Source organism: Dyadobacter sp. OTU695, assembly GCF_038440355.1.
GTDB lineage: Bacteria > Bacteroidota > Bacteroidia > Cytophagales > Spirosomataceae > Dyadobacter.
Window position 1 is genome coordinate 63,301 of the sequence record NZ_JASATN010000005.1, and the last position, 22,597, is coordinate 85,897.

Here is a 22,597-nt window from a genome sequence, read left to right on the forward strand (position 1 = left end):
CGACACGAAGCGATCCTTCCCTACCCTTTTTTCATGGGCGGAACTTCAAATATAACAGAATCGGTGCCGACTATTTAAAGGATACCTTCAACTTCTGCACAGCCTGGTTCCGGAAAAACGCGACTTCCCCCTCGCCCATCCAGTTGATCTCCTGGAAAACGTCCATCAGCTCCGTCACATTGGCAACATCACGGTGGTTCAGGATCCGGATCACATCTCCCGGCTTCATGCCCGCACGTGCGAGCAGGCTGTTTTCTGGTGCCGCTTCGACCACCACGCCCTTTTCATCGGGCAGGCCGTAAGCTGACCGGTCGCCGAGCCCGTTTACATTCCGCAATTTACCGCCCAGCCAGGCCGTTTCAGACACGGCACTATTATCGGCAAGTGTTTTGATGACCGGGAGCGGAACCTGTCCGGCCTTGTTTTTAAGCCCGGGCGAAACGACGCCGAACTCATTCATTGCAAAATTCACAAAGCCCGTTTTCAATGCCGGACTGCCTGGTTTCACGCGGTAATCGCCCTTTGCCGGATTTTCGAACATCGGATCCCCGGCCAGGCTATGCGCGTCGGTACTATTCTGGCGGGCCTTTTCGAGCGCCGATTGATCGGGAAAGAGGTTGTAATCCACCTCCTTGCCCCAGTCGGTTACCCGGATTGGCGCATAGGGCTTAGTCACGATATTTTTCCGGAACACATCCCCGCTTTTGGCAAACCATACGTGCGGGTGAAAGGAGTTGTTGATTATAATATTGTTTTCCACGACTCGCTGAAACCCTTCCCGCAGCTTCAAACCGCCATTCAGGCATAAATTATTGTAAATGTGATAATTAGAACTACCATCATCGAGATCGATATCCCAGCCATGGTCGCAGCGGAAGCGGTTGTTGCGGATGACGATTGTCTTCCCTGCGTCCAGTAGGATCAATTCCGGGTGGGCGGCGGTGAGGCTATCCATTCGTTCGCGCACGGGATGCCAAAAACGGTCGCGTCCCCAGGAATTGAACGAACCGTGATCGCCGGTTTCCAGCACGGTATTGAACACATCATTAAACTCGATCAAATGCCCGCCCCAGGTGCCTTCGCTTACGTTAATGCCTGCCCTCGGAATGTTGTAGATCGTGTTATGGCTCACGGTAATGTCCATACTCATCGAAATTTCCACACCGGCGATCTGCTTCTCCACGCGCCCCAGACCGTGCATCAGGTTGTCGTAAACCTTGCATTGTGCCGGATAATTATCGGTTTTCGGCCCGGGAGTCTTGTCCATCCGGTCGTAAGGCACCGCCTCGTTGTATTCAAAACTCGGCGAACGCACCGACTCGGGGTCTCCCACAAAGCAAACCGCACTGCCCCCGATTTCTTCAAAATGGCATCCCGAAACCTCGCCACCGCGGTTATAGTTACTAAAAAACACCCCGTTACCACCCACAGCATCGAAATGGCACTTCCTGACGGAACAATTTTCCGTACCTTCCAGCAAGACGGCACCTCCACGGTAAATAGCCCAGTCACTCCGTAGCAACGGCTCGCGGGTATCCATGAAAGTGCGGAGGCTGTGCGCCAGCTCAAAACCCTCGATATGAATATTTCGCACCGGTTTCTGCCCGGAGCCGCGGAATTCGAACAAGTGCCTGATCTGCGGTGTTAGTACCTGCCGCGCGTCCGCAGGCGCATATACATACAACGTGTGTGAAGGAGCATCATAGTACCACTCGTCGGGAGCGTCGAGCTCTTCCAGCAGGTTTTCGATGAAACGGTACCTGGCGTGCATACCCATCTGCCGGTTGTTTTGATAACCTCCTTCCAGCGCCAGCGTAGTATCGCTGGTCTTGCCCGTTACGCGGTAATGATAATCGCCCCATTCGTGCTTGTGCATGGCATGGATAAATGCACCTTCCGGCTTTTTCCACGAGCTGATTTTCGCAGGTGAGAGCACGTCAGCCGAATAGCCCCCGAAATGGCTGACCGACGGGTCGAAGTTCGGGAAGCGCGCCATGTGCAGCTTTTTCTTCCCGATAAAAAGCTGATCGAAAATATAATCGCCTTTGATGATGGCCTTTTTGATATTGCCTTTGTATTCCAACCATTTAACGGGAACAACTGCCGCCCCGCTAATGGTCACTTTTTCGCCGGGGTAGGCTTTATAGGTTACTTCCTGGCCGGTCTCCCGTGAGTCCTCAGGCCCGAAAACAACCGGTTTTGCAAGGTAGTATGTACCAGCTCTCACAAACACAGCAACCGCACCGCGTATGCTTCTCACCTTATTGCGTGCTGCCTCAAAGGTCGCCAGCGGTTTTTCTTTTGATCCCGGGTTGCTGTCGTTACCGCCCGGCGCAACATAGATATCCGCGGCAAGCGATGGGGTAGCAAATGCCACGCAAGTAATACATAATACTTTCGTTATCAGACATTTAAAAATTTTATTCATAGCAAAATAATGGCACTGCACCAGCGCCAGTCGTGGTTCGTTCTGATTTGTATTCATTGCTATTTCAATGTACGAATATAGGTCAGCAAATCGGCAACCTGCTGATCTGAATACGCGTCGATCAGCCCTTTGATCATAAACGATCTGCCGGCGAGCGCGCCCTGGCTCCTGATCTCCTCCGCCGGGATGAACGTGGTGGCCCCGCCCATGAATGCGAGCGTGGTCCCGCGTTTGTCCTGCCCCACCAGATAGCCTTCGAAATTCGTCCCGTCTTTTTTGCTAACCCTATAAATAGTGTATCCGCTTTCCACGGCCGCATCGGGATCGAGAATGGCCGTCAGTAATGCTTCATTTTCCCGGCTGGCCGAACCGTCCAGCGACGGAGCGATGTGCTGCCCCTCACCGCCCACCTGATGGCAATTCAAGCAGGTTTGAAAGAGTACTTTGCCAGCCTCCGCATTGCCTTTCTGTTGCGAGGCCACGACCATATATTTGTGTAGTCTGGTCTTAAATGCCTTCTTTTTCTCCGTTTCGATCGATTTGGCACGGTTGAGCAAACCTACCGTTTCCGGATTCCGGCGGACGGACACCAGCCGGTCGGCCGTCTGGACATCCAGCAAGTTTCCACTGAGTTGTTTGTTTTTAATCAGGTAAATCAAAAGATCGGCCCCCGCGGGTGACGACGGGAGCATTCTCGTCAACTCCGCTTTTTCAGTGCCATCCAGCCTGGGTACCCATTTTTGAGCCGCCAACTTTGCCGTTGCCGGGTCGGTCTTCGCGAGTGCCGTCAATGCGCCAGCACGTACATCAAAACCCTGGCTACTATTATTAACCACCTTAACCAATGCATTTTTCGCCAGGGCCGGGTTCGCGTCGATGGCTTTCATGGCCAGCTTCACCGACGCCGCCGGCATATCCCGGTCCAACACGGTCAACACCTGCCCAACCAGGCTACGCATTCCAAATCTCCCTACTGCATCCAGCCCGAGATCAATTTCTGCCTGATCATTACTTTTCAAAAGCCGCGACACCGGGGTAGCCAGCAGCGTATTCAATTCGGCCGACTGCACCTGGGCCTGGTTACGGATCGCAAAACGAACATATTCCGTCCCCTGCGGCGCTTCGAATACCGACTTGATCGTCGCCAAAATATTTCGGTTGGATAGCATTCCCGCAACGCTGATGAAAGTAGGTTCGTCGAATTTTTCGACCCCTGCTTCGGGCCAGAAACGCAGGAACGCCTCTTCCCGGTCGTCCTTACTCAATGCCTGCGTCGCCCAGAGCAGATTTTCAACCGGTGCCGCAGCCGCATTAGGCCCGGAAATGAAGCGGTTCAGTGCCTGCTGGTGTTTTTCGAGGGCCATTCTTGCTAAAAACCTTTCAAAACGCCGCTCATAGGGTCCACCCAGCGCTTCCCCAGGCAACTCCGGCTTACATGCCGCAATGAGTATGGCGATGCCCGCCGTATCCAGCTCCGCGGCCTCGCCCAGCGTCCGCAGCACCTGCGAGCGCACCATGGGATCGGAGTCGTCCGCCGAAACCTTCACAAGCGCTCCGATTTCATTACCGGTTAATTTAAAACTACTCAGGGACCGCACCGCCTCGCGCCGGATGTCACCAGACGCTTCGGCAAGCAGGTTTTTCATCAACACGGGATCGTAGTGCAGTAAACTTTCGAGGCACCAAAGGGCGTGGATCCTCGTGATGTCGTCCGCGGTCCGATCGGCGGCAATTGCGGTGATAGCTGGTATCAGCGCACTCGTTTCCTGCTTTGGCCTGTCGGCGATCTGGTGCCAGGCCGCCCTTTTGGCCCAAAGCGACTGCGCTCGTAGATGTCCCGGCAATGCAGAAACAGGCATTTTGTAAAAATCAGGAATTTCCCTCGGTTCCTGACTCACATGGCGAATCCGCCAGATACGGCCGTGCGTCTTGTCGCGGTCAGGATGCGTAGTGGGCACTTCGTTGTGTGAGACAATTTTATTGTACCAGTCGGCGATGTACAGGCATCCGTCCGGCCCGAACTCCATATTCACCGGCCTGAACCAGTCGTCGTCAGAAGTCAGCAAATCGGGCAAATGCGTGGCGGAAACGGTACCATCCGCATTTCGCACTATTTTCACGGCATTAACGGAGCTCGTGATCGGATTCGCCAGGAACGCCACATCGCGAAACGCTTCCGGAAACGACCCGGCTGCATCGTCGGCAAATGCCGTCCCGGAAATGCCCGTACCACCGACGCGGAACGAGTGTAATGGCTGCATAAATGGCTGATAGGGCCTTAACTTCTCGTTTCCTATCCCGGGGAAGGCGGTCGCCGGCTCCATAGGGACCACCGAGTAGCCCTGGTCGTTTGCCTCCGACCCGTACCACTGTCCATTACCACGCAGCTGAAAGCCCCATATGTTATTGAGTCCCACGCTCACCAGTTCCATTTTGCGACCATCGGACGTAAAACGGGCGATTTTACTGAAATCAAGTTTCAGGCTATCACCACTCACGAGCGACTTTACACGCCCTTTGTTGAGCGCTCCATGGCTGAAATGGACCCAGTTTCCCGGCGCCCGCACGAGTGCATGGGCCATCGTATGGGTGTCTGTGAACCCGAAACCCGTAAAAAGTGGTACCCGTTTGTCGGCTTTGCCGTCGTTATCGGTATCATCCATAAAAAACAGTTCCGATCCCTGGGCGATATACGCGCCATTACGGTAGGGCAGAATGCTCATCGGGATTGTCAGGCCGTCGGCCCAAACCATCGGTTTCACGGGCCCCTTACCGTAAATGCCCGAAAGCACGATCACCTTGTCGGTGCCCTTGGTTTCGCCTTTGTAGAGCTGCAAAACACGTTTGAAATTGGGGTGGTTGCGTTGCGCATGCTCATCGTCCATGAGTTTGAGCAGATCTTCCCAGTGAATGTCCGAAACCGGATCGAGCGGGTACATCCTGGCCGTCTGCGTCCACAACCTGCCTGCATCATCGAACGTCAGGTCGATCGGGTTCACGACACTATCCCGCTCGCTGGCAACCAGTTCGATCACAAATCCTTCGGGCACATGAAACCCTGCCAGCTCCTGCTCCGGCGTATTGGCGCTTCTGCGGGTGGAGTGGGTTTTGTCCTGCGCGTAGGCGGGTAAGGTGAGGGACGCCGCATAGAGAATTGCCGCAAGGTAATTGATACACCTAATCATGAATAGCGAATTTGACACTTGGATATATCAATTATATATTTAAAAATTCATATAACATACTCGTCCGGCTATTGAAAATAAATAAATCGAAAGTTATCTGGCGGTTAAATGGAATTTACGCTATACCTGGATGAAAGCGGTGATCACGGTTTGGACCGGATAGATCCGGGTTTCCCGGTTTTTACGCTTTGCGGAATTATGTTCAGCAATCCGGGATACCGTCAGATGAAGGAATGTCTCGACAATATCAAGCATCATTTTTGGGACGACAAGGAGGTTATTTTCCATTCACGGGATATCCGGAAATGCAATAAGGAGTTTTCGGTACTACTCGACTTGGAAGTTAAACGGCAATTTTATGAAAAGTTAAATAACTGTCTGAAAAACGGCAGCTATCGAGTAGTATCAGCTGTAATTGATAAAATCAGGCATGTGCAAACCTATGGACGGATAGCGGATAACCCTTACGAGATCGCCCTGTCTTTCATCATAGAAAGGTCAATATTTTTACTTGACGAGGTTAAGGCCGATCCCAAAACCATCAAAATTGTAATTGAAAAGAGAGGCCGGAAAGAAGATCAACAGCTGGCCAGCCATTTCGAAAAAATCAAAGTCAGAGGTACGGGGTTTGTGTCGCGCGAGCGGATACAACATTACGATATTAAGATCGAGTTCAGAGACAAAAAAGAAAACATTAATGGCTTGCAAGTGTCCGACCTCATTGCCTATCCAATTTCTAACTACATCATGTATCCCGAACGTGCCAATCCGGCCTTCGATCTTATAGCGGATAAATTCTATTTAAAAGGCGGGAAGAGATACGGACTCAAAAAATTTCCTTAAAAGCAAAAGAGCCACTCTCCATTGAGAATGACTCTTTTTGCCGACCGGGGACACCCCAATCCCGACACAATAATACAAAAAAATTGAATAACATCCAAGCTACCGCTCATAGACCGCGACACTCGAACTGGCTATAAAATCCCTCCCGGCTTCCAAAGTTAGAGTCTTTCCCACCTCTTCATTCGAATCCCCACCACCCTGCCATTCAGCATCGCCGGAATCCAACGTTTTCACCCATTTTCCGCCAGGCCCAGGTAAACAAACCTCGGCTACCTCCTCTCCTAAATTAAACACACAAGCCAGCTCCTCCCGCTGATCGGCACTCCGGCGGTGAAGGACCAGACATGCGTCATTCACAACATTAACATCTACCTCGTTTTTGGCAAAATGGCGTAATGCGGGATGCGATTTCCGCAAGGCGATCAATGCGCGGTACCAGCGAAGTAGCAGGGCATGCCGGTCAGTTTCTGGCTGCGACCAGTCCAGTTTCGACTGCCTGAAAGTCTCTTCATCCTGTGGGTTGGGCGGATCTTTTTCCCATTTGTAGTTTTCAAATTCCCTGCGACGGCCCTCGACGACTTTTTGGATCAATTCTTCATCGGAATGGCTTACAAAGTAGAAGAATGGCGTTTGGGCACCAAATTCTTCGCCCATAAAAAGGAACGGCAGGTATGGCGAGAGCAATATTGCCGCGGCAGCGAGTTTTTGTCTTTCAAAATTCACGAGCATACTGAGCCTCTCACCGCCTACCCGGTTGCCTACCTGGTCGTGATTCTGGTTGAACACTACAAACTTTTCACCTGAAATCCCTGCGGACGATGCTCCATGCCTGCGTTTGCGGAAATTGACATATTCTCCACTATGCACGAAACCGTCGGCGTAAGCCTTGGCCCATTGCCGGATCTTGCCGAAATCCTCGTAGCGGTCGCGGCCGTCCGGGTCGAGGAGCACATATAAAGCGTGGTGAAAGTCGTCCAGCCATTGCGCATCAAAATCCCAGCCGCCATTTTCGGGTGGTCTTACAACGCGCGGACTATTGAGGTCGCTTTCAGCAATCAGGTAGAAGTTACGGCCCATTCGCTGGCGCAGCTCGTTAAGTTCTTCCGAAACCAGTTCCCAAAAGTGCACCGCGCCGTTGTCGAACATCATATGCACCGCATCTACCCGCAGGCCGTCGATGTGGTAGTTCTCATACCAATGCAACACCGCTTGGCAGAAATAGGAACGCACACCGTCCGACCATTCACCATCCAGGTTGATTGCATTGCCCCAGGGTGTGGCATATTGATCCGTAAAATAAGGTCCGAACCGCCGCAAATAGTTACCCTCGGGACCTATGTGATTGAACACCACATCAAGAAAGACGGCTATCCCTCTCGCGTGCGCAGCGTCGACAAGCGCTTTCAGGCCGTCCGGGCCGCCGTAGCTGTTTTGAACGGCATAAGGAAATACCATATCATACCCCCAATTGCGCCCACCGGGGAATTGCGACACGGGCATTAGTTCGATGGCATTCACACCAAGCGCTACCAGGTAGTCCAGTTTTGAAATTACGCCTTCAAACGTCCCTTCCGGCGTGAAAGCGCCTACGTGGATTTCGTAAAAAATCAGCTCTTTCAGTGGCAGGCCTTTCCATTCGGTATTCTTCCAGTCATAAGCGTTATGATCGACAATGGCGGAAGCCCCGTGGACACCGTCGGGCTGGTAATGAGAGGCCGGATCGGGATAACATTCACCATCGTCGGGAGCGAAACGGTAACGGCTGCCGGGCGTAATGTCGTTCAGTTCAGCAGTAAAATAACCGTCGTCGTCTTTCTGCATGGAAATAACCGGGCGGCCTTCGATTACCAGTTGCATTGTGCCTTTTTCCGGGGCCCAAACCGTGAATTTGCATTGTCCGGCTGAGTAGCGTGCGCCTGTGCTGCGAATCATCATTTCGAAATCTGTGGTAATTTGATTCCGGCCGGATTTACTAAAACTATGCCGCAGACTTAAAGCAGTTCAATCCACAATACTAATAACCTGCCGCCTGACCATCCTTCCGCATCTCGGAAGCCCCGTGGTAAATTTTCCGCACGTTGTCGAACAGGATAGCCTGATAGCCGCCGAAAAAGTCCTTTTCGACGAAGTGATGGCCTATTCGGGCTAGAATAAGCAAATTCCAGCCCTTTTCGGCAATCCTTACCAGCCCATATAATAGGTATCGCTCAGCCAGTAAGGACGGAGCAGGTGAAAGTGCTCTTCCAGCATTTTCTCCGCTTCGCAAAACGCACCTTCTACCCAACCCTGCTGGTCGGAATAGGCTTCGCCCACGACGTGGATCGCCTCGTCGGCGTCCGGCTTGCGCATGTAAGGCATTACATTCCAAACCGGCGCACCGGCCTTCCAGGCATGGTACCCGGCGCCGAAAGGATCGTCGGTCCAGTCGCGGAAATAGGTCACGTATGGTTCAGGGATTTCCACTTCCGCGCCGTGCAACTCGCGCAACTGCGACATTACCTCATTCACCATCAACTGCGTAGCCTGTTCCCTCTCCAGTGCTTTCAGTTCCACAAGCGAAGCCGAAGCTGCCGCACTCACCTTAAACAGCACCGTATCATCCGAAAGCGCCTTCCAAAATGTCTCGGTTTCCATATCACCATAGCTTCCGAGCAACATCGAGTTGTCGTTCTGCGGATCGGTACCGAAATAGTAGCATTGCCGCATCGGCAGGTCAGTAATGGAATGTCCCGAATCGATGCCCAGCTTTTTCCACCAAGGCTCCCGGAAGCCCATCAGGATTTTAAATGCAGGCTCCATGATCACCGATCGGATATTCCGGTCGAGCGCGGTATTTTCATTGGAATTGAAAAAGAAATTCTGCTGGTCGAGCAGTTCGAGCGACTTCCGCGGCATACCGAGTATAATATGGTTGGCATAGGCGTGCCAAAGGGTGTTACTGGGAATGTTAAGGAACGTCAGCTCGTAGCGGTATTGGTCGCGCAACTCGTGGCCCTTCGAAAAAGTCAGCAGCTTGTTTTCCGACCAGATACAAGCGCCTTCGATGCCCATATACTGGTTAGCAAGCGCATAGGCAATGCTGTCGTAACCTTCCTCGATCGTCTTGTAAGTCACATCGGCCGAAAAATCGCCCACCATGTAAGGAAATGCTTCCGCCGCATTCCAGTTGATTGTGTTGGAATAATAACCGCCTGCATTCGCTACAAACTGGTACCCTTCTTGTGAAACCTGGTCTTTAATGAGGTTCCAGAATCCGAGGTCATTCACCTTGCGGCCGTCGTAAGGCGATCCGGGAAAATTGTAGGTGAGTTCAGGCTTCACCTGGTCCCAGTCCTCGCTGGTCAGTTTAAAACCGTAGTCATATTCTGTCGGCCCTTTTGTAACCTTGTCCGAATAATTGGCCACGAACCAGGGATCGGCCATGAGCACGTCGTAGATGATCTTGTTGAAAAGCTGGTCGGAGCTGAAACCAATGTCGTCGTCATTGAGATAATAGCGGGTTACGAGTTTTTCGCCTTTGTCCTGGGCCACATTCCACGCATTCTGTTTGAAATGCTGCTTGCGAAGGTAGAAAAGCAGGTCGGCCGGATCGCCCATTGGGAATGGAACGGGCGTCATGTGGTCTTTCAGCACGGGCGTGCGTTTGCTCAGGTCCTTTTCGGACAGCGGGTAACCTTCAATGAGCGTGGTCACGATTTCCTGGGACGTAAGGTAACGCATTCCGCCGAGCTCGCCCCAGAAGTTCATCCCGGGCAGGATCACCGATTCGAGTCGGCCGCCGAGCCGTTCGCTCATATCGAAGATCTGGACCTGCTCGCCGGTGTATTTGCACACATCAGTAAGTCGGAAGGCGCTGTAAAGGCCCGAAGTTCCCGCACCGATGATCGCGACTTCCGTCTGCAATCCGGGCTTCATCCCATTGTTTAGTGGCGTGTTTTTGTTCATGTTGATGGTTTTAAATGGCTTTGAAATAATTGTAACCCAATTTGAATGGCGAGATATCGAAAGTTGAATGGCCGTCAAGCGCCAGCTCGGTCAATATCTTGCCCAGAAACGGCGTAAACTTGGCCGCCCAGCCGGTGGCGTACACCACGATATTGTGGTGATTAGGCACATAAGGCGGCGCAAAATCAATAAGCAGTTCCTTGTTCGCGATTTTGCTCAGTGCAATAAGGCAGGTCGAAGTGAAATAAGGCGTCGGATCGAGGCCGGTCATATGCTCGCGTACCCATTCCGACGTGTACGCAAGCTCTTTCGGGTTGGGCACGAGCGTGCGTTGCTCGGGACTTTCGAGCGGGTCGATCACAAAATCCGGCGCCACTCGGATGTACTCCGGATGGTCCCAAACTACGCCCGGGAAGCCGTAAAACTGGTTACCGTTCGAACCAATCGCATTCTGGAAAACAAACCAGGTCGGGTACTGGATCTTAGGGTCCGTCTTTTTGAAATAGCAAGAAGACATATTCCAATAAGTGGCCTCGATTGTAAACCCGAGCAGGTTGATCACGCTATCGATATACGGCCCCGGCACGAGTACCAGTTTCTCACTGCTGAAAACCCCTTTCGGCGTCGTTACGTTGAAAAGCTTTCCGTCCTGTTCAATACCCGTCACCGGCGATTCCTCGTGGAGGCTCGTGTACGGATCTCGCTCACATGCCTGGTACAGGGTTTCAATAGTAGCACGGAAATCGATGCTGGCACCGTCGGCCTGGAAAAGGCCGGTGTAGGTGTCGGGCAGGTTTCGGAAATGGTATTGCGACTCAATTTCTTTCGCTGTAAGGCTCGTATAAGGCACATTCAATGCTTTGAGAGCCTGCTCCGCCTCTGCGATATTGCCTTCGGTTGAATGTACGGAAGGATCGCCGAACCAAAGTGTACCGACCTTGTCGAGCAAGGTTTTGGGTGTCAGGGTTTGCAGCTCTTCCCAATACGGCTGTGCATCCAGGGCCATTTGGACCATATACTCCTCGGGATAAGGAATGCGGTACTGCCGCGAAACGCCCGCTGAGCTGCCGAGCTGGTTTTTGAAGTTGAACTGCTCCAAAACCAGTGTTTTAGCCTTTCGTTTTCCCAGATGGTAACCGGTGGAGAGGCCGATTGCCCCTCCCCCGACCACGATCACATCAAAATGATGATCTGCTGGTTGCGCCATGTTTGTCGTAGAGTTTTGATGTATTACTTATTGTTTCACCATGGTATTGATGTTCACGTGCGGCCACTGGATCAGTTTGGAAGGGTCGTGGAACTGCGGGATAAATTCGATGATGGAAGTTTGCGAGTATTGCAGTTGCAGGAACGAGCCGCCGGTGTTCGGATTTTGCACGGTTTCGATCCAGAAAGTCGCTTCGAAACTGGTCGTATTGGCGTTCTGAACGATGAACGGAATGTTGGTAATGCCGCCTTTGTTGGCTGTACTGACCGAAATACTGGTAGTGGAAGTGATCGTCTGCCCGGCGATTGCGTCCTGCAAAGTGGCATTTGGGTTCACTTTGTTGAAACCATCCAACGGGGTGAGGTAAGGATCGGTGTAGCCAAGCGGCTTGGTACCCGGACCCGTTATAGGCAACGTGCTGATGGCCGGGATATTGGGCGCACCAGGGGTCACCGACGACCCGCCCAGGGCCAGCAACGAATCTCCGTGCGGTACCGAAGCCTGGCGTGCAATGCTGAACTCGTCGGGACAATCCTGCAACAGCAACCAGGTACCGTTTTCGGCATGAAGCAAACTGCCATCGACATTGCTGTGGATGGCGAGGCTATACAGCAAAGTAGGGACTTGCTGCACGGTGTGGGTTCCCCGGTTGGGCGTAGGCGTGCTCAACGGCGTAACGGTCAGCGTTTCCGTGTAGGGCTGCACGAGGAGAATGAATCCGCCTTGCTGGTTGGGAACGGCAACGAGGTTCCAGCCTTTACGACCCACCCAGGTACCGATCAGGTCCGTCAGCGGACCGAACATTGAGGTGGTTTCAGCAGGAGAACCACCTAAACGGGTGGTTTGAAGGGCATTGCTAGTAACTTTTAACATGGTGTATGATGGTTTTAGTGAAAAAAGAGAATGCGTACCGGCGCTCATGGCCTGTCAATCCGATCGTTACTAACCTGCCACAACTCATCCGATCGGGATTTCACCATGTCGTTTTTATAGAACTAGTTTTATATTTCGACAAACTTGACCAAATAAGTTGTAACCAAACTGATACTACTTTTAAACTTATTTAACGGCAAAATTTGCGCTGGAAGAGTAAGGAGGCGCTTTGAAACTGGCCGCCAGTCATGGGTCGCCGATCGCATTTAAATTGTCAGCGCGCTTATTATGTACTACAAAAGGAATTATTAGTTTTGTATGCGAATGTCCCTTGCTGTCTATATTATGAGTGATCTGAAAAACGACATCCGGCCTTTGGAGGCTTCTACGATGACCGACCAGGTCGAATCGAGATTGCGTGAATACTTGAAGCGGAAATCGTTCGTGCCGGGAGACGCATTACCAAAGGAACAGGAACTTGCCGACGCCCTGGGCGTGAGCCGAAATGTCGTACGCGAGGCGCTCAGCCGTCTTCGTATGCTTGGGATGATCGATACGCGCAAAAAACGCGGGATGGTGCTCACCCAACCCGACATCCTGGGCTCGCTCGAACGAGTGCTCGATCCGCTGATCCTCGGTAAAAACACATTGAAGGATATCTTCGAGCTGCGGCTGGTGCTGGAAATGGGTCTGGCCGACCTCATTTACCTTCGCAAAACACCGGAAGACGTTACCGAGCTGGAAACCATTGTCGCGCAGGAGGTCAACAAGCAGCAGAAACCTTTTCGCGTTGAACACGAAATCGCCTTCCACGGCAAGCTTTACCAGATGACGGGAAACGACACCTATATGCGTTTTCAGAAAATGCTGTTACCGGTTTTTGAATATGTGCTTGATTATGAAATCCAGGTCAACGGCCAGGCCGACGTCGGCAAAGTCACGCACCAAGACCTGGTTGAAATCCTGAAAAACGGCGACGCCGAAGATTTTCGCCGCGGCATGAAGGCGCATTTGAAACCCCATTTTGACAGGTTAAAGGCCTGAGACGTGCGCGCGCCATGTCAAGAGGCTTTCGTATTGTTGTTACATGCCCAAGGGCATTCGGCATTATTCCGGTTCGATCAACTTGCTACCAATATTACATCGCTGCGTGATTTTCAACCCTGATTGTACGCACCGCAACCAAAACTGTTGCATTATTTTCTGAATAAATATTTGGATGTTGAGTATTATTGCTCTTACATTTACTAATATGTAGTACATAACTACTAATAAACATAGCCAGTAGCAGGCCCTTAAATCTCATAACCAGCCAGCCCTGCATTGCCAAATTCTGGTCCCCACGTGTTTCAAGAGTTTTTAATATTTCGATATGATAAAAGAGACATTCCTCATCCTGATCGTCCTGAGCCGGGCGTTTTCGCAAGATGTTCCAGAAACCCGTGCGTTGTTCAGAGCGGGTGAGGAGGGCTACAAGAGTTACCGCATCCCCTCATTGATCAAAGCCAAAAACGGTGCATTGATCGCCTTTTGCGAGGGCCGGAAAGAAGGCGCGGGCGATGCGGGAGATATTGACCTCCTCATGAAACGTTCGACGGATAATGGCAAAACGTGGAGCCCGCAGCTGGTAGTTTGGGATGACGGGAAGAATACCTGCGGCAATCCCTGCCCGGTACTCGATGAACAAACCGGCGAAATCCTCCTGCTACTCACCCACAACAGGGGCGATGTGCCCGAAAAAGATATTATCACCAAAAAATCAAGCTTTACCCGGACCGTATGGCTTTCCCGCAGCTCCGACAACGGTGCCACCTGGGCAACACCGGTTGAAATAACCCAAACTACGAAGAAACCCGAGTGGGGCTGGTACGCAACCGGCCCGGGTGTGGGCATCCAAATCAAAAACGGGCCCCGCCAGGGACGCCTGGTGATACCCTGCGATTTCAGCTACGACGACCCGAACGGAAAAGTCCGTAACGGTCCGTTCGAATACGGCGCCCACGCCATTTACAGCGACGACCACGGCAAGACATGGCAGCTGGGCGGGACAATCACACCTAAAATGAATGAATGCCAGGTGGTTGAAATTGCCGACGGCAACAGCACATTACTGATGAATATGCGCTCCTATTTCGGTCACGGTCGGCGGGCGCAGTCGCTTAGCTACGATGGCGGTGAAAGCTGGACGGCGCCGCAAGACATTGATGAGCTCGTGGAACCTGTCTGCCAGGCGTCCATCATCCGGTATCGGCGTCCGAATGCCAAAGTAACCGGCACCCTGCTTTTCCTCAATCCCGCAAGTACCACCAGGCGCCACAACCTAACATTAAGAGCCAGTTTCGATGAGGGTAAAACGTGGCCCGTTATCAAAACCATTTTTCCGGGTCCGTCGGCCTATTCGAGCATGGCCGCCCTACCCGACGGCAATATCCTCTGCCTTTATGAGGCGGGCAAAACCGGGCCCTATGAGCAGATCGTGCTACAAACCATCACCCCGAAGTGGTTGTTCGGAGACCATAAATAGCTGATTTTAAGTTTATCAATTCCTATGCATACGATCCAACACACCGACGGCCTCATTGCCGCACTTTTCACGCCGTTGCTCCCCGACGGCTCCGTACATTACGAGCTGCTGCCCGCATTGGTCGAACATCTGGTCAGTGTCGGCATTTCCGGTATTTTCATTTGCGGCAGTAATGGCGAAGGCCCGAACCTGACACTCGACGAGCGCATGCGGGTTTCGGAAACCGTGATCAATGCCGGCAACGGCCGCCTGCGCATGATCGTACACGTGGGGCACGCTAGCATCGCGGAGGCTCGCAAGCTGGCGCATCATGCGCAGGAAGCGGGTGCCGACGCCATCTCGTCCGTCGCCGCTTTCTATTTCAAACCTACTTCCGTGCAGAACCTCGCCGACTGCATGACCGACATCGCGGCCGGCGCTCCTGAGTTGCCGTTCTATTACTACCATATCCCCTCCCTTACCGGTTTTTCGGTGGATGTTCTGGATTTCATGCGCATTGCCGAAAAGCAGATCCCGAATTTCGCGGGTGTGAAATATACAGCGGCGACGCTCTGGGAATATCAGGAATGCCTGAACTACGCAGGCGGCAAATACGATGTCCTGTATGGTTTTGATGAAAATCATTTGCCTGCTTTGTCTATGGGAGCCAAAGGATGCATTGGCAGTACTTTTAACTTCGCGGCTCCATTCTATTTAAAGGTAAGGCAGTATTTCGAAGCGGGTGAGATGGAAAAGGCCCGGAAACAAATGCTGTTCTGCGTCGAAATGGTGCGGATCGTCGTGCAATATCCGCCGATCCCCGCCCAGAAGGCCGTCATGAAAATGCTCGGTTTCGATATGGGGCCTTGCCGACTGCCGCTCGTGGCCCTGGCCGACGAACAGTACGGAGCACTGTACCGCCAGCTGACCGACATCGGCTTTTTTGACCGCTTACCTACCGGAGAGGCTGCAACAACGCATGACAACTCCTGACCACACCTGACAATCCCAGACCTAATGACCCGCTTTCTTTTCTTTCTGACCATTTTCCTGCATACCATGACTTCCGATGCCCAACAGGCCGGCCCCTCGCCGCTGCAATGGAAAAGCATTCTGCCCCTTCCCGATGCCGTCGGGTTTGCAGGCGCTTATGCCGGCGTCAGCAACGATGCGCTGGTCGTCGCGGGCGGCGCCAACTTCCCGGGTAACACAGGGCCGTGGGGTACTTCGCCCAAGACCTGGTATGACGACATTTTTGTGCTGGAAAATATATCCGGAAGTTGGAAAAAAGCAGGCAAATTGCCCCATGCGATGGGTTACGGCGTTTCACTCACTACCCCTGAAGGTATATTCTGCCTGGGGGGCGCCGATGGGACCCGACATTATAGTCAGGCATTTTATATCAAATGGCAAAATGGCCGCATTGCTACCACGCCCCTGCCCGACCTGCCCATTCCTCTTGCCTATGCTTCGGGCGCGCTGCTGGGCGACAAAATTTATGTAGCAGGTGGCACTTCTACGCCGTCCGACACCAATGCATTGAACCGTTTTTGGGAATTTGATTTACAACGAAAACAATGGAACGAACTGCCACCGGTCCCCGGAAATGGCAGGATGCTGGCTGTTGCCGGTGCGCAGGATGGCCGTTTTTTCCTGTTCAGCGGCGTTGCGTTACACGATAATGCTACGGGTGGCGTCCGGCGCACTTATCTAAAAGAGTGTCTCGCGTATAATCCGGTGTCAAAAACCTGGAAACGCATTACTGATCTGCCGCATCCGGTAGCTGCCGCACCTTCCCCGGCCTATACGGCAGGACAATCGCACCTGCTCGTCGTCGGTGGGGATGATGGGGCAAATGCGCAGCAGGTGATGGAGCTTAAAGAAAACCATCCCGGTTTCCGCAACGAAATCATGGCTTACCACAGCATTACCGATAGCTGGGCGGCTCTTGGCACATTTTCAGAAGGTAAAGCGGCGCTCGCCGCGGTTACTACACCACTTGTGAACTGGAATGGGCTGGTGGTAATTCCTTCGGGCGAGGTCCGGCCCGGTATCCGCACGCCGCGGGTGGTCGCAGGTAGTCCGGTGGTGAGCACAGGTACATTCAATGGCATCGATTGGGGAGTGGTGTCGGTGTACTTTTTGCTTGTGCTCGGCATCAGCATTTACGTTTCCCGCAAAATGAGCGCCAGTACCGACGATTTTTTCCTCGGCGGCCAGAACATTCCCTGGTGGGCGGCCGGGCTGAGCATTTTCGGAAGCAAGCTCAGCGCGCTCACCTTCATCGCCATTCCCGCGAAAACCTACGCTACCGATTGGGTCTATATCTTTGCCAATGCGATGATCGTCGTCGTCGCTCCGATTGTGATCTGGTTTTTCCTGCCCTATTTCCGCAAGCTGAAAATCACGAGTGTATATGAATACCTCGCGTTCCGGTTCAACCAAACGGTCAAGCTGGTCGGTAGTCTTACATTTGTCATTTTCCAGGTAGGGAGATTAGGGATCGTCATTTACCTGCCCGCTTTGGTGCTAAGTACCGTGACGGGCATGAACCTCATGCTCTGCATTATCCTTACCAGTCTCATTACCACCGCCTATACCATTTCCGGCGGGATCGAAGCGGTGGTCTGGACGGAAGTCATGCAAGTTGGCGTATTGCTTGGCGGGGCATTTCTCAGCTTGTTTTTCATTGCAAATGCCTCTGGCGGGTTTAATTCACTGCTGACACAGGCGGGCGACGCGGGTAAATTCCACATGGTGAACAGCGGCTGGGCCATTACCGAACCAGTACTCTGGGTAGTTTTAGTGGGAAATTTTCTAACGCAAATCGTCACTTATACATCCGATCAGGTGGTGGTGCAACGGTATCTTACGACTTCAACGGAAGCGGAGGCACGGCGTTCGATCTGGACCAATGCCTTTCTCGTTATTCCGGCTACACTGATATTCTTCCTTGTCGGGACCGCATTATGGGTGTATTTCAAACAAGCACCTCACCTGCTGAACCCGATGGCACGCACCGACGATATTTTCCCCTGGTTTATCTCCACACAACTTCCCGCTGGGCTGCGCGGATTGGTAATTGCCGGGCTGTTCGCTGCTACCATGTCGACTATCAGTTCCTCCATGAATTCCATTGCAACCGTAGTCACTACGGATTTTTTCCAGCATTTCGTGCCAAAATCCACCGATCTGCAACGTTTCCGCTTTGCACGTTACACGACGCTCGTATTAGGCGCAGCCGGAATCGGCATTGCCATCGGGCTTGTTTTTATGGAAAACAACAGCATCTGGGATCAATACCTGAAACTGATCGGGATATTCGGCGGATGCCTGGCCGGGATGTTCGTGGCCGGAATATTCGTTCCTTCCATTAACAGTACCGGCATTCTCGCCGGCTTCTTCCTGAGTGCCGTGCTACTGTATTTCGTTCAGGCTAATGGCTGGGTACATTTCTTCCTCTATCCCGGTGTCGGGATTTTCGGGTGCGTGATATTTGGCTGGCTGATAAGTAAAGCAGCACCGGTAACGCCATCGGCCTAAAAAAAACGCACACCATTGAAAATCAGGCTCGTGGCATTTTATAACCGTTGTGATATTCGTTAACCATCAACCTGTTGGCGGCCGGATTATCGAATTCGCCTTTCTGTGCATCCCATTTTAGTGAGCTGCCCGTGCGATATGCGATATTGCCCATTTGGGAAAGGATTGCCGCCCCCGCACCTACGCTTATGGGTGCATGCAGGTCGTCCATACGCCGCGAACGGATCACTTCCACAAAGTTTTTAGCATGTTCATCGAGACCATTGTCTACCGAAGGCTGCAATGGGACGACCTGCATACGTTTTTCGTACGGTACCACTTCCCATCCCTGCCTGTCGACGATCAACGTACCATTCTCACCGAGGAACGCGATGCCGTGCTGGCGGTTGTAGATACCCGCACCATAGCCGATCACATGTTCCCATTGTATGTTAAAACCGTCGTATTCAAAGAGTGCTGTGAGCGTATCGGGTGTTTCCGCGCCGGGGTTACGCAGCATTGCCCCGCTGGCGCTCACACGTATGGGCGCGGTACCGGCCGTTTTCATACCCAGCAGCGCATAGTCGAGTAAATGCACGCCCCAATCGGTCATAATACCACCCGCATAATCCCAATACCAACGGAACGAGCCATGGAAACGGTTTGGATTGAATGGCCGCTTGCTGGCCGGGCCGAGCCACATATCATAATTTACACCGGCCGGGGCTGTGCTGTCGGGCTGTTTTAAAATAGGGTTACCATAATTAAAATACCCCCAGACTTTCACCAGCCCGATTCTCCCGAGTTTCCCGGAATACACAAAATCCACCGCATCACGGAAATGCTTCTGGCTGCGTTGCCATTGCCCCACCTGCACCACGCGCTGGTACCGCCCCTGGGCCGCTACCATGGCCCTGCATTCTGCAATGGAGTTTCCGATGGGCTTTTCTACGTAAACGTCCTTGCCCGCTTCACATGCCTCGGCCATCATCAGGCAATGCCAGTGGTCGGGCGTTCCGATCACGACCGCGTCTATCTCTTTGTCGTCCAGAATCCTCCGGTAATCGCCGACGGTTTTCACCTGAATTCCTTTCGAGGCGAATTCGGCCGCCCGCTTGTCCAGCACATTGCGGTCCGCGTCGCAAAGCGCCACACATTCCACGCCCGGGTTTTTAATCACCGCGTTGACGTCCGCCCACCCCATGCTGTTAATGCCGATCGCCGCGACGCGGATCTTGTCGGCCGCCGAACGGACCAGTCGGCTTGCATGCGCAAAGTCGGTGATGATGGGAGAAAAGGCTGCGCCGCCGGCAGCGGCCGTCGCGGTATGGATGAATTTTCTTCTGGAAATAGTCATGACCTATCAAAGTGATGATTAACGCAAACCAAAGCAGGTTTTCGTGGACTTTTACCGCCGATTTTGGACAAACTATTCTTGTAATATTTCAAATGGCAGTTTGACAAATGTGGCGGTACAATTTGGTATTGCCGGGAAAAAGTATGGCTTTCCCTATAAAAATCCCGGATGACAACGTTCCCGGCAACGTCTGCGTAAAAAAATCGGCCGCTTGCATTGGTCACGATTAAAAACGGGTTCAAATTAAGTCCGGGCTATAACCAGGGCATCGGCCCTTTATAGGAAAAATACAATTTCAAAAAATGGTAATATCCAGGAACACCATGCCGTCCGCCCAATCCCCCAAACGCAGCTGGATGCGGTGGTGAACAAAAACGAGTTCAAACAGAATGCCGGTTATCAATAATTCATTTTAAATGTCTTCCCTGCCCGAAAAGCAGGAAGACGCTTTTGCTATGACCTACACAATACAAATTGCAGCGTTTACCATCGCATTGACATGCCTGGGTGCGTCCACACCGGACGCATCGGCACAGGAAGCATACAGCTGGTCGAACCTGCCGAAGATCCAGCAGCCGGTTTTCCGTCAGGACACAGTTCGTATTTCCGCATTCGGCGCCGTAGCGGACGGCCACACGCTCAACACCGGGGCCATTAACCAGGCCATTGAAAGTTGCAGCAAAAAAGGCGGCGGCGTAGTGCTGGTACCTGCCGGGCTTTGGATCACGGGGCCGGTGGTGATGAAAAGCAACGTAAACCTGCATTTGAGCGAGGGCTCCCTGTTGCTTTTTACGACGGACAAGTCGCAGTATGCCATTACAGAAGGGTTTTACGAAGGCAAAGCCGCGGCCCGGAATGAGTCTCCGATTTCAGGGAAAGATCTTGAAAACGTGGCTATTACCGGAAAAGGCATTGTCGACGGAAACGGCGATGTATGGCGGGCTGTCAATAAAAACCAGCTTACCGAGCCGCAATGGAAGGAAAAGATAGCCTCAGGCGGAGTGCTGAAAGACGATGGAAAAGTTTGGTACCCGAGCGAGCAATTTAAAAAGGCCAGCGTCGAGAACAAAAGTATGCTGCTGACGGGCGGCAAAAAGCCGGCGGATTTCGCAGAAATGAAAGATTTTCTCAGGCCTAATCTGGTGGTTTTTAATAACTGTAAAAAGGTTTTGCTGGAAGGCGTCACATTCCAGAACTCTGCCGCCTGGTGCCTTCACCCGCTGATGGTCCAGGACCTCACCATCCGCAATGTGCGCGTGAAAAACCCCGAGTACGCACATAATGGCGACGGCATGGACATCGAATCCTGCAAAAACTTCCTCATCGAAGGTTGCGTGCTCGATGTGGGCGACGATGCGATTTGCATTAAATCCGGCAAGGACGAGGAAGGCCGCAAACGCGGAATACCAACCGAGAACGGCGTGATCCGTAACAATATCGTGTACCAGGGGCATGGCGGGTTTGTTGTGGGAAGCGAAATGAGCGGCGGCGCCCGGAATATTTTCGTGGAGCAATGCACGTTTATGGGAACCGATAAGGGCCTGCGTTTCAAATCGGTGCGCGGACGTGGCGGTGTGGTGGAGAAAATTTACGCAAGGAATATTAATATGAAGGACATTCGTCAGGAAGCAATCTTCTTCGATCTCTATTATTTCGTCAAATTCGCTACCGACGGCGAGCGGGATATGCGTCCGGTCGTAAACGAGGGTACCCCGGTTTTCAAAGACATGCATTTCGAAAATATTGTATGCAATGGCGCTACCAAAGGTGTTTTTGTGCGCGGCTTGCCGGAAATGCCGGTCAGGAATATTGTGATGGAAAATATCGTACTTTCAGCTGAAACAGGTGTCGAACTCACCGATGCGGACAAGATTAGTTTCAAGAATGTAAAACTGATCACCAAACATTCCAAACCAGTTATTTTCACTGATAATGCCACTAATATCACTTTCGATAACCTCCAATACAACGACCATAGCGAAACGCTGATCTCGGTCAACGGCGAACGCAGCCAGAACATCAGCATCACGCATACCGACGCCTCGAAGGCGCAAAAAATAAAGGAATTTTCAAAGGGGGCGCAGGAGAAAAGCCTGGTTATTCATGAAAGTAAATAAGTATTACTGGGTCGCCGGCGCACTGCTGGCGGCGGCTGCATTTGCACAGAAGGACCGGTGAATTTTTCCAGACCTAACCAGGAAGATGGATCGGTGCCAAAACAGGAATTTTTTGCACCCGTGATATCCAGACGAACGATTCCGTATATGCCGTTATGATTGGTTTAGGATTACCCGATAACCGGAAAATGCTAGGCTGATTGAATACTGTCCAGGTTCAACGATACCATAGGTTTGCGACCCGAGTAGTTGTATTTGACCGAAATACGGTCGCCGGCCTGGGGTATGCGGGTGAGTTGTTCACGCAACACGTGGACCTCCGTTACAAAATTGCGGCCCCTCGCCGGCTTCACATGCACCTGGAACGTGTAGTAGGTTTCTCCCTGGAGATAAGAGCCTGGATGCTCCTCCGAAAGCAGTACTACTGCGTCGGCAACCTGCCCGTCCCGGATAGTGGTGCCGCCGAGTAACAACATCGCGCGACGAAACCTCAGCGCAAACCAAAGTCCCCCAATGATCAGAAATGCCAGTAATAAAATGAGCAACAATTGCCCTGCACGTATCGCCAATATCTCCATAGCCAATAGAATTCGATGGCTTCAAAGAAAAGACGCAAT

15 protein-coding genes are annotated in these 22,597 nt (G+C 52.3%); 6 read left to right on the forward strand and 9 right to left on the reverse strand.

The window, feature by feature from the left end; translation table 11 throughout:
- Positions 1 to 70 precede the first annotated feature (70 nt).
- Together AAHB90_RS11940 and AAHB90_RS11945 are read right to left on the reverse strand one after the other, a co-directional pair.
- On the reverse strand, positions 71 to 2,428 hold the full coding sequence (locus AAHB90_RS11940) for a PDZ domain-containing protein (RefSeq protein WP_342085326.1): 2,358 nt from the start codon (positions 2,426 to 2,428) through the stop codon (positions 71 to 73).
- Between the two features lie 59 nt (positions 2,429 to 2,487).
- Positions 2,488 to 5,613 carry a PVC-type heme-binding CxxCH protein gene (locus AAHB90_RS11945; protein WP_342085327.1) on the reverse strand — a complete coding sequence of 1,042 codons (3,126 nt, stop codon included), beginning with the start codon at positions 5,611 to 5,613 and terminating at the stop codon, positions 2,488 to 2,490.
- A gap of 108 nt (positions 5,614 to 5,721) precedes the next feature.
- On the opposite strand from AAHB90_RS11945, the gene AAHB90_RS11950 reads away from it, so the two are divergent.
- Positions 5,722 to 6,456 carry a DUF3800 domain-containing protein gene (locus tag AAHB90_RS11950; protein WP_342085328.1) on the forward strand — a complete coding sequence of 245 codons (735 nt, stop codon included), beginning with the start codon at positions 5,722 to 5,724 and terminating at the stop codon, positions 6,454 to 6,456.
- Positions 6,457 to 6,555: 99 nt separating this feature from the next.
- Here AAHB90_RS11950 and treZ read toward each other — a convergent pair whose 3' ends face one another.
- The 5 genes from treZ to AAHB90_RS11975 all read right to left on the reverse strand — a co-directional run bounded on the left by treZ (position 6,556) and on the right by AAHB90_RS11975 (position 12,481).
- A complete protein-coding gene (gene treZ, locus AAHB90_RS11955; protein ID WP_342085329.1) occupies positions 6,556 to 8,391 on the reverse strand; it encodes a malto-oligosyltrehalose trehalohydrolase in 1,836 nt (611 codons plus the stop codon).
- A gap of 79 nt (positions 8,392 to 8,470) precedes the next feature.
- Positions 8,471 to 8,614 carry a hypothetical protein gene (locus AAHB90_RS11960; RefSeq protein WP_342085627.1) on the reverse strand — a complete coding sequence of 48 codons (144 nt, stop codon included), beginning with the start codon at positions 8,612 to 8,614 and terminating at the stop codon, positions 8,471 to 8,473.
- Positions 8,615 to 8,637: 23 nt separating this feature from the next.
- Positions 8,638 to 10,401: a flavin monoamine oxidase family protein gene (locus tag AAHB90_RS11965; RefSeq protein ID WP_342085330.1), complete on the reverse strand. Its 1,764-nt coding sequence runs from the start codon at positions 10,399 to 10,401 to the stop codon at positions 8,638 to 8,640.
- Between the two features lie 10 nt (positions 10,402 to 10,411).
- Positions 10,412 to 11,608 (reverse strand): FAD-dependent oxidoreductase, encoded by a 1,197-nt coding sequence (locus AAHB90_RS11970; protein WP_342085331.1) that lies wholly within the window; start codon positions 11,606 to 11,608, stop codon positions 10,412 to 10,414.
- A 27-nt stretch (positions 11,609 to 11,635) separates the two neighbouring features.
- Positions 11,636 to 12,481, reverse strand: coding sequence for a heme-binding protein (locus tag AAHB90_RS11975; protein WP_342085332.1), 846 nt, complete (start codon positions 12,479 to 12,481; stop codon positions 11,636 to 11,638).
- A gap of 345 nt (positions 12,482 to 12,826) precedes the next feature.
- Here AAHB90_RS11975 and AAHB90_RS11980 point away from each other — a divergent pair, with 345 nt between their 5' ends.
- The 4 genes from AAHB90_RS11980 (at position 12,827) to AAHB90_RS11995 (ending at position 18,527) form a co-directional block, all read left to right on the forward strand.
- A complete protein-coding gene (locus AAHB90_RS11980) occupies positions 12,827 to 13,525 on the forward strand; it encodes a FadR/GntR family transcriptional regulator (RefSeq protein WP_342085333.1) in 699 nt (232 codons plus the stop codon).
- 328 nt (positions 13,526 to 13,853) lie between these two features.
- Positions 13,854 to 15,005, forward strand: a complete 1,152-nt coding sequence (locus AAHB90_RS11985) for a sialidase family protein (RefSeq protein ID WP_342085335.1) — start codon at positions 13,854 to 13,856, stop codon at positions 15,003 to 15,005.
- Positions 15,006 to 15,029: 24 nt separating this feature from the next.
- Positions 15,030 to 15,977, forward strand: a complete 948-nt coding sequence (locus AAHB90_RS11990) for a dihydrodipicolinate synthase family protein (protein WP_342085336.1) — start codon at positions 15,030 to 15,032, stop codon at positions 15,975 to 15,977.
- Positions 15,978 to 16,001: 24 nt separating this feature from the next.
- On the forward strand, positions 16,002 to 18,527 hold the full coding sequence (locus AAHB90_RS11995) for a sodium:solute symporter family transporter (RefSeq protein ID WP_342085337.1): 2,526 nt from the start codon (positions 16,002 to 16,004) through the stop codon (positions 18,525 to 18,527).
- Between the two features lie 22 nt (positions 18,528 to 18,549).
- Here the strand turns inward: AAHB90_RS11995 and AAHB90_RS12000 are convergent, their stop codons facing one another.
- On the reverse strand, positions 18,550 to 19,863 hold the full coding sequence (locus AAHB90_RS12000; protein ID WP_342085338.1) for a Gfo/Idh/MocA family protein: 1,314 nt from the start codon (positions 19,861 to 19,863) through the stop codon (positions 18,550 to 18,552).
- A gap of 416 nt (positions 19,864 to 20,279) precedes the next feature.
- Here AAHB90_RS12000 and AAHB90_RS12005 point away from each other — a divergent pair, with 416 nt between their 5' ends.
- Entirely contained in the window at positions 20,280 to 21,980 is a 1,701-nt protein-coding gene (locus AAHB90_RS12005; protein ID WP_342085339.1) for a glycoside hydrolase family 28 protein, read from the forward strand.
- A gap of 191 nt (positions 21,981 to 22,171) precedes the next feature.
- Here AAHB90_RS12005 and AAHB90_RS12010 read toward each other — a convergent pair whose 3' ends face one another.
- On the reverse strand, positions 22,172 to 22,558 hold the full coding sequence (locus tag AAHB90_RS12010; protein ID WP_342085340.1) for a hypothetical protein: 387 nt from the start codon (positions 22,556 to 22,558) through the stop codon (positions 22,172 to 22,174).
- Between the last annotated feature and the right edge of the window lie 39 nt (positions 22,559 to 22,597).